Source organism: Cupriavidus phytohabitans (assembly GCF_017815025.1).
Taxonomy (GTDB): Bacteria; Pseudomonadota; Gammaproteobacteria; order Burkholderiales; family Burkholderiaceae; genus Cupriavidus.
Genome location: NZ_JAGIQB010000051.1, coordinates 39125 through 53008 on the forward strand (window position 1 = coordinate 39125; position 13884 = coordinate 53008).

The 13884-nt window shown below is 61.4% G+C and carries 9 protein-coding genes; 8 read left to right on the forward strand and 1 reads right to left on the reverse strand.

What is annotated here, in order from left to right; all coding sequences use genetic code 11:
* Positions 1 to 395 precede the first annotated feature (395 nt).
* Positions 396 to 2162: a hypothetical protein gene (locus J8I34_RS27550; protein ID WP_209807467.1), complete on the reverse strand. Its 1767-nt coding sequence runs from the start codon at positions 2160 to 2162 to the stop codon at positions 396 to 398.
* Between the two features lie 1357 nt (positions 2163 to 3519).
* Between J8I34_RS27550 and J8I34_RS27555 the strand changes: the two genes are divergently transcribed.
* From J8I34_RS27555 to J8I34_RS27590, 8 genes are all read left to right on the forward strand, one after another.
* Positions 3520 to 5031 carry an aldehyde dehydrogenase family protein gene (locus J8I34_RS27555; RefSeq protein WP_209807468.1) on the forward strand — a complete coding sequence of 504 codons (1512 nt, stop codon included), beginning with the start codon at positions 3520 to 3522 and terminating at the stop codon, positions 5029 to 5031.
* A gap of 884 nt (positions 5032 to 5915) precedes the next feature.
* Positions 5916 to 6998, forward strand: coding sequence for a Bug family tripartite tricarboxylate transporter substrate binding protein (locus J8I34_RS27560; RefSeq protein ID WP_209807469.1), 1083 nt, complete (start codon positions 5916 to 5918; stop codon positions 6996 to 6998).
* 80 nt (positions 6999 to 7078) lie between these two features.
* On the forward strand, positions 7079 to 8251 hold the full coding sequence (locus J8I34_RS27565; protein ID WP_209807470.1) for an acyl-CoA dehydrogenase family protein: 1173 nt from the start codon (positions 7079 to 7081) through the stop codon (positions 8249 to 8251).
* Between the two features lie 76 nt (positions 8252 to 8327).
* Positions 8328 to 9839 carry a class I adenylate-forming enzyme family protein gene (locus tag J8I34_RS27570; protein ID WP_209807471.1) on the forward strand — a complete coding sequence of 504 codons (1512 nt, stop codon included), beginning with the start codon at positions 8328 to 8330 and terminating at the stop codon, positions 9837 to 9839.
* 48 nt (positions 9840 to 9887) lie between these two features.
* Entirely contained in the window at positions 9888 to 10679 is a 792-nt protein-coding gene (locus tag J8I34_RS27575) for a crotonase/enoyl-CoA hydratase family protein (RefSeq protein WP_209807472.1), read from the forward strand.
* A gap of 47 nt (positions 10680 to 10726) precedes the next feature.
* Positions 10727 to 11848 carry a thiolase family protein gene (locus J8I34_RS27580; RefSeq protein ID WP_052279385.1) on the forward strand — a complete coding sequence of 374 codons (1122 nt, stop codon included), beginning with the start codon at positions 10727 to 10729 and terminating at the stop codon, positions 11846 to 11848.
* Positions 11845 to 12306, forward strand: coding sequence for a Zn-ribbon domain-containing OB-fold protein (locus J8I34_RS27585; protein WP_245176169.1), 462 nt, complete (start codon positions 11845 to 11847; stop codon positions 12304 to 12306). Before J8I34_RS27580 ends, J8I34_RS27585 begins: the two co-directional genes overlap by 4 nt.
* Before the next feature lie 373 nt (positions 12307 to 12679).
* A complete protein-coding gene (locus J8I34_RS27590; protein ID WP_209807473.1) occupies positions 12680 to 13600 on the forward strand; it encodes a LysR family transcriptional regulator in 921 nt (306 codons plus the stop codon).
* The last annotated feature ends 284 nt before the right edge of the window (positions 13601 to 13884 follow it).

Genomic DNA, 13884 nt, shown 5'->3' on the forward strand with positions numbered 1-13884 from the left:
CGACATAGGCTGGTTGCCGCGTAGGGGTGCGACCGTTTCACCCCCAGTAGGCGAAATGCCCGCGGCGACGGCCATCCTTACGTGACTCAACGACTCTGATGTACGGAACCGGAATTCGTGAGACTACGTGCTTTTCTGTGAGACTAGAAATTTGGAATTAGTGCGACTGCCGCGCGCTTGCCTTGAGACCAGGCGGGCTGCGCGCTAGGAGCGCGAAACCCGCTTCCCTACAGTCCAGTACTTGTGGGGAAGCACTTGACCGAGGGGCGCATTTGACTGCTGTCGGCCACGAGCGGCCAGTCAGAGCCTTTTATTGACTGACCGCTTCAGGGTGTGCTGCCGCTCATCGTCGATCCGCCGACCGGCCGCTATTGGGCCGTCCGACAGCTAATGGCTCATCCCTCGCTCTTTTCTTGGTCTCCGAAGAGCAGACTCCCGGTGCACCAAACGGCGTGACCGAAGTTGCGGATCAATTGCTCGCCCTGCCTCAGATACGACACCGTGGTGTCGATGCCGGCGAGCTTGAGGGCTTCGCTGATCTTCGAGGTCGTCGGATGCGCGTCGCCAAGACGCATATCGTACGCGCCGGCGATCGCAGAGAAAACCTCGCGCGCGCGCGACTCCCCGGCCTTCTGAGCCAAGATGCTCTGCAGCAACTTGTTAGAGCCCAGCTTCTCCTTGTCAGGGTGGTTGGACAACTTTCGAAGAGAGCGGACGTCGAGTCGGTCAGAGAAGACTCGAACAAGCTCCTTGGCCAGCCGCAAGAGCGAAGCCTGGTCTTTGCTCGAAAAGCGCGAGACGTGCTGCATCGACGCGGCATCATCAATCTCATGTGAGAACAGAGGCACGCCAAATGTCTTGCGGAAGTCGGCCTCCAGCAGCCGCATGCACCCAAACAGCATTTCCTCCACGGCATTGGTGTCCGCTGGCTGGGCCTTGACCTGCGAGGCGAGAAGTTCCGCGCTGACCTTGCCTTCCGGCGCGACGTTGCTTGCGGCCCAGAGAAACTGCTCCCAAGCGGGAAGCTTGGCGATGTCATAGGCGTAAACGGTGATAAGTTCCGAGGCGTTAATACCGAAATGAGTTGAGTACCCCGAGGTGGATTCGATCGCGCCGGTTTCAGCCGTGTACCACTTCAGGGAGAAGCCTCGATGAGTCAGGAGCTCGTTGACCACGGATGGGCGGAACCAGAGCCAGCGTCCGATGTCTTCGTCATTGAGCTCGGCCGAGAACTTGCGCGAGCCGTCGGTGTCGACGATGAAGTGCGGCAGGTTCTGATCCTCGTCCCCGCGCACACGCGTGCTCTTCCCCTGATGTTCTATCCACTCGTCTCGCCAGAACTCGCCTTCGACGCGCACGCCGGGGTATCCGCTTCGATGGCCCTTTGCGCTCTCCGAGGCGGTGTTGTCATTCGTCTCAGGCCCCATGACCGGAGCATCTTCCTCCTCGTCGACGTCGGTACGCCACATACGAAACGATGCCCAACTTCCGCCGAACACGGCGTCTAGCTCCTTGATGCGCAGTTCGTACCTTCCACCTTCACGCTGCGCCTGGACCTCAGTCAGGCCGGCGTAGGGGCTGTCCTTGAGGCTAGGCACGTTCTCGACGCGCTGGCGGTAATAGGAAAGACGAAGGGACATGCCTCGCGCTGCCAGATAGTCCATCAGGAACTCACGCTTGATCTCGATCTGGCGATGGCTACCATCGCTGTCCACCGTCTCCCTGGCGACCACGACAAAGTCCTCTTCCGGCCTGACCCAGTTCGACCCCTCCTTAATTAGGCGGAGCGCAACCACCAGATCCGGATTCAGGATCCACTGCCGGCCGCCGACCACGGGCTGTGGATGCTCAAAAACGAGGTTGATCCCGACGGGCTCCTTGTCGTTGTACTGATACTCATCGATCGGCGAGTAATGGCCGTCCGAGTATGCATACGGTGCCACGGTGTGCCCGATGCCGATGTCGCTCCAACTCAAGCGCTCGGCTAGCTCGTGATGCTGCTTGGGAAAGGCGACGGAGCCGCAAGCGAATACGTCGCCGACATACCCCACTTCCGTCACGCTGCCCTTCTCGTCATTGAGCGAAGCACGAAGGGAAACCCAGGTCGCCCGCGAAAACGGACGCCGAATTTCAGAAGTTTGAAGCATCCAGGCTTCGTTCATAGATTGGTTCCCTAAGTAATGTCAGCAGCCGCGACTCTGATCCAGCAGCCCGCGTCGGAATTATGCGAAGTCCGTTCGCTAATCGTAGGTGGAGAAGCCAGAGCTGCATCGTACAAGTTGGACGGGGAGAGAGTACCAGAGAGCAGTCACGGACGAGCGCCAGCCTTTGGCCGGCAGCGGCCCACGGGTAGTTTTATGGGAAAGACCGCTATCGCTGCAAAGTAGTCATCGGCAATCAAGACTCATAGGGCAGCAACGGGTCGCAAAGAGACAGGGAGCGACCGGTGCGGGGCAGTCCAACGAATTCGCGCTTCAATTCAGGTCAGTCTCGCTATTTCCGGTTCTAATCCGAACGAGCGCGGACCGAATTGGACGCTAAGTCGTTGATTCTTCGGAGATCGCAATCTCGAGAATTCCGATTCCTAACAGTCGACACACAATGCGCGACCAAATCACCCCTCCGCATGTTGGAACCGGAATTAGTGCGACTGCCGCGCGCTTGCCTAGAGACCAGTGTACGGAACCGGAATTCGTGAGACTAGGTGCTTTTCCGTGAGACTAGAAATCTGGAATTAGTGCGACTGGCGCGCGCTTGCCTTGAGACCAGGCGGGCTGCGCGCTAGGAGCGCGAAACCCGATTCCCTACGACCGGTACTTGTGGGGAAGCACCGACCGGGGGCGCATTTGACCGGTGTCGGCCATGAGCCGCCGTTCAGATATGTCATCAGTCGGACGTTCAGGCGTCAGTTCAGCCCTGTAATCCGTCATCCGATTACCGCGTGGCTGCCTGCCGACAGTAGCCGATTTACCGGGGGTGAGGTGATCCACGGGCATTCGGCGGCCGAATTTTACGATTGTGAGCCTCATCGGAAACAGGGCGTTGACGGGTTGCTGGTAAGCGTCCTCTCGCCACTGATCCGCTGCGCCTGTGCCAGCCGGCAGCAGACCCATCTGAGACATCCAACTGCTGGGAGACGAACGGATCTGCTGCACAGCCCGCCCAGATCACGCAAGTTTTGGACGTTCTCTAGCCGCATCGCGTTGCCATAAGGACAGCCCCGAACGTGGTACTCGTCTGCGTGAACGTCGGGGCCGCGGTCTTTCACTTGCACCGAAATAACCCTTCGGGCGAGCGAGCCAGTATTGGCGAGATAAGACCGGTAATTTGACATTTCGGGACTGCTATTTGACGTCTCGGGACAAAGCTAGTCAAAGCGGCGCCACTGTCTTCACATCAAGTAGCACGCTGACTAGTGTTCTCTTTTTCAGAACACGATTGCTCATCGTGTGTCATTGATCAGGCCACCCCCTCCAACCATACTGCCACGGACGAACACAACTGACTGGAGCATTCACGATGGAGCAATCGAAAGCAGGATTCCTGGTGGCGGCCTTCGCCGAGTTCTTTCCGGGCGCCACGGAAATCGGCTCGTATGTGGGCGGCAAGCTGATTCCGGGCAGCGGGGACGAAATCCAGTTGTTCGACCCCGCGACCGGCGAAAAGAGCGTCAGCTATCGCGACGCCGGCGCCGACGTGGCCGCTCTCGCCTGTATGGCCGCCCAAGAGGCGCAGAAAACCTGGTGGGGCATGACCCACGCCGCGCGCGGGCGCACCCTGTTCGCGGTGGCGGCGAAGATCCGCGAGTATGGCGAAGCGCTCGCGCGCCTCGAGTCGATCTCGACCGGCAAGCCGATCCGCGACAGCCGCCGCGAGGCCGAGATGGTGGCCGAGATGTTCGAGTTCTACGCGGGCTGGGCCGACAAGTTCCATGGCGACGTAATCGCCGTGCCGACTACGCACCTCAACTACACGCGCCGCGAGCCGTACGGGACCATCCTCCATGTCACGCCGTGGAACATCCCGATTCTGTCGTTCGGCTGGCAGGTCGCACCGACCATCGCCGTGGGCAACGCCGCGCTGCTAAAGCCATCGGAGCTGACGCCGTTCACGTCGCTGGCGGTCGCCTCGCTGGCCGAACAGGCCGGCCTGCCCGCCGGACTCGTCAACGTGCTAGCCGGCTACGGTCACACGACGGCGCAGGCGGCGATCGCGAACGGCATCGTGCGGAAGGTCGTCTTCGTCGGCTCGCCCGCAACGGGCGCAAAGATCGCCGAATCTGCTGCGCGGCATCTGATCCCCTGCATCCTTGAACTCGGCGGCAAGTCCGCAAATATCGTCTTCGAAGACGCAAACCTCGACATGGCCGCAATTGGCGCCCAGGCAGCCGTCTACTCGGGCACGGGCCAGAGTTGCACCGCTGGATCGCGCTTGCTCGTGCAGCGCCGAGTCTACGACGAACTGGTCGACAAGGTGGCGGACGGCGCGCGCCGACTGCGCATCGGGCATCCGCTCGAATCGTCGACGGAGATTGGGCCAATCAGCAACCGCGGCCAGTACGAGCACATCAAGCGGATGATCGTTGCGGGCGTCGCAGAAGGCGCCCAGCTCGCGGCCGGCACCACAGATTTCGAGCCAGGCGGCTATTACGTCAAGCCGACGCTGTTCGCCGGTGTCTCGAACTCCATGCAAGTCGCCCGCACCGAGATCTTCGGACCCGTGATCGCCGCGATTCCGTTCGACACGGAGGAGGAAGCGATCGCGATCGCCAATGACAGCGAATTCGGCCTGGCTGGCGCGGTGTGGACCAACGACGTCGGCCGCGCGCACCGTGTGGCGGGCCAGGTGGACGCCGGCACATTTTGGATCAACGGTTACCGCTCCGTGCATGTTGCTTCGCCATTTGGCGGTTACAAGAACAGCGGCTACGGGCGCACGAGCGGAGTCGAGGCGCTTTACGAATACACGCAGACCAAGAGCGTGTGGGTCCAGACCGCCGCCACGCCCACGACCCGGGTGGGCCGTTCGTGACATCGCTGGAGCCTTTCGGAACATGGAACATAGCGAAACTTTTCGACTACGTGGTGATCGGCGCCGGCGAGTCGGGGCGCCACGCTTGCCACCGGACTCGCCGGGCGCAAGGCAGGCTCCGTGCTGCTGCTCGAGGGGCGCCCCGCGCGACCGCGACTTCTGCCAGCGAGCCTCGAGCGACTCGATGAGACTGGATACTCACCTCATCCGCGTAGGCGCACCCATGCACCCGGTATCTACACGCACGTCCTGGAACAGCATGGCATCGTGTACGACCAGCCCATCAGCCGCGAAACGCGCCGCACTTTATCCTATGTAGGACTTATGGATATCCCTAGAAGAAAGTCGATATAACAAGCTATATTCTTCGAACACCTATATAGAAGTTACGGATCTAGTCATGCGAGTCGGAGTTCATCCATACAATGATCTCGCCAGGCTGGTCGAGGAGTCCGTGCAGGCCAGGGCTGCAGCCTTGAAGGCGGTGCGTCCGCTGGCACGCGGAGAGTTCGTGCAGGTTCGACGTCGCCGATGCCGTGCCGCTGGATGCAATGATGGAGCGCTACGGCGTCACCCACATCATCCACCTGGCGGCGCTCACGTATCTTTCAAGGCCGATCCGAGGCGCGTCGTGCGCGTCAACGCGCTGGGTGGGTGAACATGTTCCTCACGTCCAAGGGCGCAGATTTGGGTAGTGCGCGGCATGAGGGGGCGCGCGTGGCGGACTCTTCGGTGATTCCGATCCACGCCGCCTGATGACCGCGAAACGGAGAAGAGCTGGATCGCGCCAAGCGATTCGTCGTGCCCGCGACGCCCGCAGACTCGATCAGCGGAGCTACAGGCGTCGCGATTCACTTCATGTCGACTATCAGGAGGTTTGAGAAATGCGTCTGATGACTAAATTTCGCAGCGTTGCCTGCGTCTTGGCGATGCTCTGCGCAGGCACGGGTATTTCCCATGCGCAAGATATTGCCGGCCGCGTGGTCAATGTGATTGTCAATTTCCCGGTGGGCGGCCCCACCGACCTGGAGGGGCGCGTTTTTGCGCAACATCTGCCGCGCTTTCTGAAAGGCACCAGCGCTGTCGTCGTTCGCAACGTTGCCGGCGCCGGCGGCATGATCGCCGTCAACCAACTCGGCGACGTCTCCGAGACGAACAACCTCAACATCGGTTTCTTTACCTGGGACCCGATGCAGCAGATCTTGAATCATCCGAACTTGCGGGTCAAATTCAACGACCTCAAGTTCATTGCCGGCATGGAGCAGACCAACCTGCTATACATTCGGCGTGACACCGCCCCGGGCATCGCCAAACCTGCAGATATTGCCAAAGTCAATACGTTTCGCGCTGCCGTGCTTTCGAACGGTTCGGACTGGTCGGCGTTGCGCCAGAGTCTGGCCCTTGATCTGCTCGGCGCCAAATACCGGATCATTCCCGGCTACAAGGGGACGCGTGAGGCCGAAGTGGCGCTGCTCCAGGGCGACATCCAGTTGCTCAGTAATTCCTTGCCCGGCTACAACTCCTTTGCCAAGCTGAATTTGGTGGACAAGGGCCTCGCGATTCCGCTCTTCCAGTACGAGCGCGGCGAAGGCAACCTTAGACGCAGTCCCAATCTGCCCGATGTGCCCACCTTCCTGGAGCTCTATCGCGAAATCCACGGCGCCAATGCGAACCCTAGCGGGCCGAAGTGGGAAGCGCTGCAGTTCCTGAACCGGATCTCGCGCACGCCGCGGGTGATCTTCATGCCGCCTAATGCCCCCGACGCTGCCGTCGCTGAACTGCGCAGCGCCGTGGAAAGGATGGCGAAGGATCCGCAATTCATCGCGCAGTACGAAAAGGTGACGCTGGCGCCGGCACATTTCGTCCAGGGTGCCGACGGCGAGCGCGTCATTGTCGAACTGAAAAGGTTGCCGCCGGAGATGGTGACCTTCTTCAACCAGTACATCGAGTCGAATTCATCGCGCTGAGCGCTAGCCAGCGCGGCCAACGGCAGCCGCGTGCACGCCGTCGCCGTGCGCGCACGCAGCGGCACTGAAAGGAAATGGGTATGGACGGAAACGATATGATGAATTTTGCGTTGCCGGAAGAACTGCGCATGCTGAAGGATTCGCTGCGCCGCTTTGTGAATCAGGAGCTCATTCCGGCCGAACTCACCGCACGCAAGGACGACAAGCTGATTCCCGAACTGCGTGCCCGCGTCGAGGCGTTCGGGAAAGAACTGGGACTCGACAAGTTCGATGTGCCCGTCGAATACGGCGGGCTGGGCTTCGGCCTGCTCGCCAAGACCATCGTGTGGTCGGAACTCGCCCGCACGGTGGCCTTGCCGGTGCGGGCAATCAATCCGTTCGGCGCGACGGTGTACCCCGTGCTCTATGAACTCGACGCTGCGCAGAAGGAGCGCTTTCTCTTGCCGACATTGCGCGGCGAATTGAAATGGTGCTTTGCCCAGACCGAGCCCGATGCGGGTTCGGACCCCGGAGGCATGAAGACTACCGCCGTGCGCGACGGCGATCATTACGTGATCAACGGTTTCAAGCGCTTCATCACGGGCGCGGCTGATGCCGATTATGCGCAACTGATGGCCGCGACCGACCGCACAAAGGGCTCGCACGGCGGGATCTCTGCCTTCATCGTCGACATGAAATCTCCCGGGGTCAAACTGCTGCGCGCACAGAAGATGCTGGTCGACGACACGCCTTGGGAAATCGCCTTCGACGATGTCAGAGTGCCGGTGGAAAATCGCATCGGCGCCGAAGGCGAAGGCTTCAAGCACGCACAGAAAGTGCTCACCGTACTTCGGGTGCGTCACGGCGCCAAGGCCTGCGGGGTGATGGAGCGCTGTCTCGAACTGGCCGCGAGCTATGCGAAGGAGCGGGTGACCTTCGACAAGCCGCTTGCTGAACGGCAAGGCGTGCAATGGTTAATCGCCGATTCCTACCTCGAGTGGCACCAGCTCGAACTGATGGTCAGGCACGCAGCGTGGAAACACGATCGCGGCGAGGACATTCGCACGGAAGCTTACATGGTGAAGAATTTCGGTGACAGCAAATCCTTTGAAGCTGCAGATCGATGCATGCAAGTCCACGGCGGTATCGGACTCTCGACCGAATTGCCGATCGAGAAGTTCTGGCGTGATCAGCGCAGCATGTTGATCACCGATGGGCCGACCGACGTTCTCAAGGCCGCCATTTCCCGGCATGCCTTGAATGTGTTCGGCTGATGGCACTGGTGCGCCGAGGCGCATTGCCGATCCAGGCAATTCATCGCGCCCGAATCTGTTTCCTTTTGGAGAACCCATGAATCCAAGCCGCATCCACGAACTCCTCGAGCCGTGGCTCGCGAGTGAGCCCGACCGCGAATTCATCCATCTCCCCGATCGCACTGTGACCTATGCCGAGGTCGGCGCGATGGCCAGCGCCCTGGAGACGGAACTGCTCGCCTTGGGCGTGCGCCCCGGCGATCGGGTGGTAATCGTGACGGAAAACTGCACCGAGCATATCGCCTTGCTGCTCGCTTGCAGTTGCGTCGGCGCCTGGTCCTCCGGAGTCAATGCCCGCATGGCAGCCGGCGAAGTCGATGCCTTTGCGCAATTGGTCGATGCGCGGCTGATCTACTTCACCACGGGGGTCTCTGCGGCGGCAATGACCCATGCCGGGCGCCACCAGGCCCGCTCCTCGACGCTCGACGGACTCATGCACAGCGACGTGCGCCTTGAGGCAGTCGCCGAACAAGGCAGCGAAGCCGAGCGCGTCGCGGCGATCATCTCCACCTCCGGCACCACCGGAAGGCCAAAGGGCGTCATGGTGACCCACGCGGCCGTGCTGCATGCCGCGCGCGTCTCCTGCAAATCGCGCGGCCTGGGTCGCGACGATCGCCTGTGCTTGTTCGTGCCGATGACCCATATCTTTGGCCTTGCCGCCGTGCTGGCCTCGTCGCTCCTTTCGGGCGCAACATTGGTCTTGCAGCAGACTTTCTCTGCCGCTGATGTGCTCGACGCACTCGCCCATCATCGGGTCAGCCAACTGCAAGGTCCGCCGGCGCTGTATTCGCGCCTCCTTGCCCACCTCGAGACGCATGGCATTGACCGGCCATCAGCGCCGCATCTGCGCTACATCTACACGGGAAGCAGTCCACTCGATATCGCGCTGAAGGAGCGCGTGGAGGCTTGTTTCGGCCTGCCGCTGCACCACGGTTATGCGAGTTCGGAATCCCCGGTCGGCTGCGCCACCGCAAGCAACGTGCGGCGCCAGGACACCGCCGCAGGCTATCTCCTGGAAGGCATGTCCATTCGCATCGTGGACGCCAACCATCGTGATGTAGCGGCGGGAGAGACCGGGGAGATCTGGCTCGCCGGGCCGTATCTGACGCCCGGTTACTTTCGAGATCCCGAGGCTACCCGGCAGGCGTTCCGTCCCGGCGGCTGGTATGCCACAGGTGACCTTGGGCGGCTGGGGGAGGACGGCGCGCTGTTCATCGTCGGCCGACTTAAGGAGCTCATCATCCGCTCCGGCTTCAATGTGTATCCGGCAGAAGTGGAAGCGGTGCTCAATCAGCATCCCAGCGTGCGGCGCTCGGCGGTCGTTGGGCAGCGAGAGCCTGATGGCAACGAGAGGGTGATCGCCTTCCTCGAGCTTCGCGACGGCATGGGTTTTGATGAGCAAGCACTGCGCGGCCACCTGCGGGAGCAACTGGCGCCCTACAAGCAACCGGCACTGTTTCGCGTGCTGCCCTCCATGCCGATGACTGACACCGGCAAGTTGCTCAAACGAAATTTGCTCGCCCACGTCGATGCAGTGGCGCAGGGATGACCGGGCTGTTGCCCTCGTGAAATGAACGAAACATCGAAGGAGAAAGAAATGAGCAAGGAAGTAGTGAGTTATGAACTCGATGGCGACGTTGCCATTATCGGTCTCAACCGTCCGGAAAAGCGTAATGCCTTCAACGACGAATTGCATAAGCAGTTGCATACGGCGGTGATGCGCGCGGGTGAAGAGGCCAGGTGCGGCGTGCTGTTCGGTCATGGGGAGTGCTTCAGCGGTGGGCTGGATCTCGCCTACGCCGCGTCGATGTGGGAAAGCGGCCAGGACCACAAACTGCCGTATCCTCGCAATTACGACACTGAGTCGATCGCTCGGGGCAGGATACCCTTCGTCTCTGCCTTGCATGGTGCCACCATCGGTGGCGGCTTCGAGGCCGCGGCCAGCACCCATATTCGGGTCGCCGACGAAACGGCGTTTTTCGCCCTGCCTGAAGGCCAGCGTGGCATCTTCGTCGGCGGCGCCGGCTCGGTGCGGATCAGCCGGCTGATCGGGACCGCCCTCATGACGGATTTGATGTTGACGGGACGCGTGCTGAACGCCGATGAGGCGCTACGCTTCAACGCGGTGCAGTATGTGGTGCCCAAGGGGCAGGCGCTGGAGAAGGCCGTCACATTGGCCCGGCGCATCTGCGCCAACGCGCCGCTGACCAATTTCGCCATCACCAATGCCTTGCCGCGCATCCGGGATATGTCTTACGACGATGGCATCTTCGTCGAGCGGCTGGTCAGTGAATATACCCTCAGCCCCGAAACGACCGCGCGTCTGAGCGAGTTCCTGAACAAGAAAGCGGCGCCCATCAAGGCGCCGGGAGGGGAAGGGGCGCTGTGAACTGCCTACGCGAATCGGCGATCGTCGCTTATGCCGAAACCAAGATCATGGAGAAGAGCGACCGCGACGTCTGGGAGCTTGATGCCGAGGTGCTCGACGCCTTGCTCGAGCGCAGCGGCTTCGAGAAGGCGGAGATCGACGGCCTGGTCATGGCCGGGTTCGGGCTGACAGCGGCGGGTGAGAGCTTCTGGGCACAGGTTACGGCCGACCAGCTCGGCCTGGAACTCGACTACTGCGACCAGGTGCATATCGGCGGCTGTTCAGCCACCGGCAGCGTCGCACGTGCCGCGGCAGCGATCGATGCCGGCCTATGCACCACGGTCTTGCTGCTGTTCGCCGATACTGGCGTGGCGGAAAACAACCGAGGTGACCGAAGTTTCCGCCGCGAGTGGGCTGATCCGTACGGTGTATTCGGCCCCCCCGACGCTTTCGGCTTGCTGACGCGGCGCTACGAGCATCAGTATGGACTTGACTACGAGATGCTGGGCAAGCTCGCGGTCACCCAGCGTGCCCATGCCATGTTGAACGACAACGCCTGCGAGAAGCTGCGCAAGCCGATTACTATCGATGACTACCTCAACTCGCGCATGATCGCCGACCCGATACGTCTGCTCGATTGCGTCATGCGCTGCGACGCCGCTTCCGGCCTGCTGATGACCAGCAGGCGACGCGCCAGGGAAAAGGGCATCGACAAGTTCGTCACACCGATCGGCTACGGGGAGCGAACCAACTTCCTGGGTGGGGAGAACTTCGTCGATGTTACCCGCAGTGGCCACGAAGTTTGCGGCAAACGCGCCCTCGCCCAGGCAGGACTCGCGCTCAGGGATGTTGCATCGTTTCATCCCTACGACGATTTCATCATCGCGATCATGCTGCAGCTCGAGGCGTTCGGCTTTTGTGGGCCTGGTCAGGGCGTGCAGTTCATCCGCGAAATGAACTTTGCCTTCGATGGTGATCTACCGTTGAATACCGGCGGCGGCCAGATCTCGGCGGGGCAAGCGGCATGCTGTTCGCACAACCTGACCGAGGCAGTGAGGCAGTTGATGGGCGAGGGTGGTGCGCGTCAGGTAAGGAATACCGCCAATGCGCTGGTGAGTGGCATCGGCTGGATCAATTACTCGCGCAACTGGGGCACGAGCAGCGCCCTGGTCCTGGCTCCCAACGCATGATCAAACGCGAGGCGACAATGCCAACAGCTACTCCCGATCTTCTCAACGATACCTTTGATGTCAGGCGCGCGATCAAGCCATCCAGCTTCACGCAACCATTCTGGGCGGCGACACGCGAGAAGAAATTGGTCATCCAGTACTGCCGGGCAACCGGCAAATATCAGCATTACCCGCGCCCAACCAGCATTTTCACCGGCCGCAAGACCGACATTGAATGGCGCGAGGTCTCGGGTCGCGGCGAAATTTTCTCATGGACCGTGGTGCGGCGCGCCGCCGCGGCTTTTCGTGGGCACGAGCCCTATGTGGTCGCGTCGGTGACCCTCGATGTCGGCGTCAATGTGATTGCCAACCTGGTCAATTGTGCGCTGGATGAGGTTTGCATCGGCATGAAGGTCGTGCCCTACTGGCTGCCGATAGACGATGGCATGCACCTACTGATGTTTCAACCGGAGCAGTAGACGAGGTGGCAGCGGAGCATAGGAACTTTAAAGCCCTGGGCAAGCAAGGCGCAAGGCCCAAGACGGGCTCGGGACGGCCTCGGACCGGCCGCGGCGGCCTGATGTGCTTGGCTTCGGGAGCCTGTCCAGAATTTTGTGTGAGGCAAGACACGACCTACCGGAGCATTTGTACCAAGCAGAACGAAGCAGAAGAACGCGGAGATCGCCGCCATGAGTGCGGTACTGCCGAAGATCCCTGAAGAGCTGATTGACCCGTTGGTGTCTGGTCCGATGACCGGCGAGGCGGTCGCGCCGCAGACGGCGGAGAGACATGCTCCCCAATTCCGCTGGCGTGCCAGAATAGGCGCCTACACGCTACGTCTGGGACGACCGCATGCCAGCCCCCTACACCGAAAGCCGTATTGGTTACCTGTATGAAGCTGTGCGCTGTGGCACAGTGCGCGCCGCGGCCGACTTCCTGGACATCGCGCCCTCGGCCGTGAGTCGGCAGATCGCACTGCTCGAGGAGGAACTTGCCACGCCGCTCGTCGAGCGTAACAAGCGCGGCGTCAAACCAACCGAGGCAGGCGCGCTGCTGCTCGAGTACTTCTCCCAGCAGCGCGCCCATCAGGCCGATCTCGTTTCGAAGATCCAGGAATTGCGCGGACTGCGCCGCGGCAAGGTCACTGTCGTCATGGGTGAAGGCTTCGCGTCGACGATGGTCGGCGGCCCGATACGGCAGTTCCGCGAGAGCCACCCGGAAATCTCGCTCACAGTTGACCAGTGCAGCACCAACGAAGTGGTGCGTCGCGTGGCCGAGGACGAGGCCGACATCGGGCTAGCGTTCAACCCGTCGCCCGACCCTAAGGTCGTCAGCCGCGCTGAATCGCGTCAACCGATGCACGCGGTCGTTGCGCCGGATTTTCCTCTCGCCGGCAAGTTAGGATCGGTCACGCTGCAGGACTTGCTTCCTTATCCGCTGGCATTGACGCATCCGGAGCACGGCACGCGGCGGCTGGTGGAGGCGGCGATGCTGCTCGACCGCGTCAGACTGACGCCAGCGTTGACAACGAATTCGGTCACCTTGCTCAAGCTGTTCATAACCAACAATCTCGGCTTCACGTTTCTGACGCGGATCGCGGTTGCCCCTGAGCTGGAAGCCGGCCAATTGACGACAATCCCAGTCGAGAACCGGTTGCTGCAAAGTCCGGAGGCTCAATTGATCACGCGCGTGGGCCGCCAGCTTTCGCCTGCGGCGAACCGGTTGCTGCAACGACTAGCGACGCAGATCCGTCAGTACGACGCGGCTGTATGACCGGCGCCCACATCTTAGGGCGCGCATACGGGCCTGCGGCTGTTGCTCCTCAATAGCAGTCGTAGCCGTCGCGAAAACCTGCAAGGCCGCTTCGGGTCGCAAAGAGACAGTGAGCGACCGGTGCGGGTAGTCCAACGAATTCGCGCTTCAATTCAGGTCAGTCTCGCTATTTCCGGTTCTCATCCGAACGAGCGCGGACCGAATTGGGTAACTGCTCAATAACCCGGGGCGAACGGCGGCACCCTGTTCAAGCAGAGCGCAGGAGGCGTTGTTCAAGCAGGTGC

Excerpts from the sequence above, each read along its gene's own strand:
- J8I34_RS27550 (WP_209807467.1), bottom strand. The coding sequence starts at position 2,162 with ATGAACGAAGCCTGGATGCTTCAAACTTCTGAAATTCGGCGTCCGTTT.
- J8I34_RS27555 (WP_209807468.1), top strand. The coding sequence starts at position 3,520 with ATGGAGCAATCGAAAGCAGGATTCCTGGTGGCGGCCTTCGCCGAGTTC.
- J8I34_RS27560 (WP_209807469.1), top strand. The coding sequence starts at position 5,916 with ATGCGTCTGATGACTAAATTTCGCAGCGTTGCCTGCGTCTTGGCGATG.
- J8I34_RS27565 (WP_209807470.1), top strand. The coding sequence starts at position 7,079 with ATGGACGGAAACGATATGATGAATTTTGCGTTGCCGGAAGAACTGCGC.
- J8I34_RS27570 (WP_209807471.1), top strand. The coding sequence starts at position 8,328 with ATGAATCCAAGCCGCATCCACGAACTCCTCGAGCCGTGGCTCGCGAGT.
- J8I34_RS27575 (WP_209807472.1), top strand. The coding sequence starts at position 9,888 with ATGAGCAAGGAAGTAGTGAGTTATGAACTCGATGGCGACGTTGCCATT.
- J8I34_RS27580 (WP_052279385.1), top strand. The coding sequence starts at position 10,727 with ATGGAGAAGAGCGACCGCGACGTCTGGGAGCTTGATGCCGAGGTGCTC.
- J8I34_RS27585 (WP_245176169.1), top strand. The coding sequence starts at position 11,845 with ATGATCAAACGCGAGGCGACAATGCCAACAGCTACTCCCGATCTTCTC.
- J8I34_RS27590 (WP_209807473.1), top strand. The coding sequence starts at position 12,680 with ATGCCAGCCCCCTACACCGAAAGCCGTATTGGTTACCTGTATGAAGCT.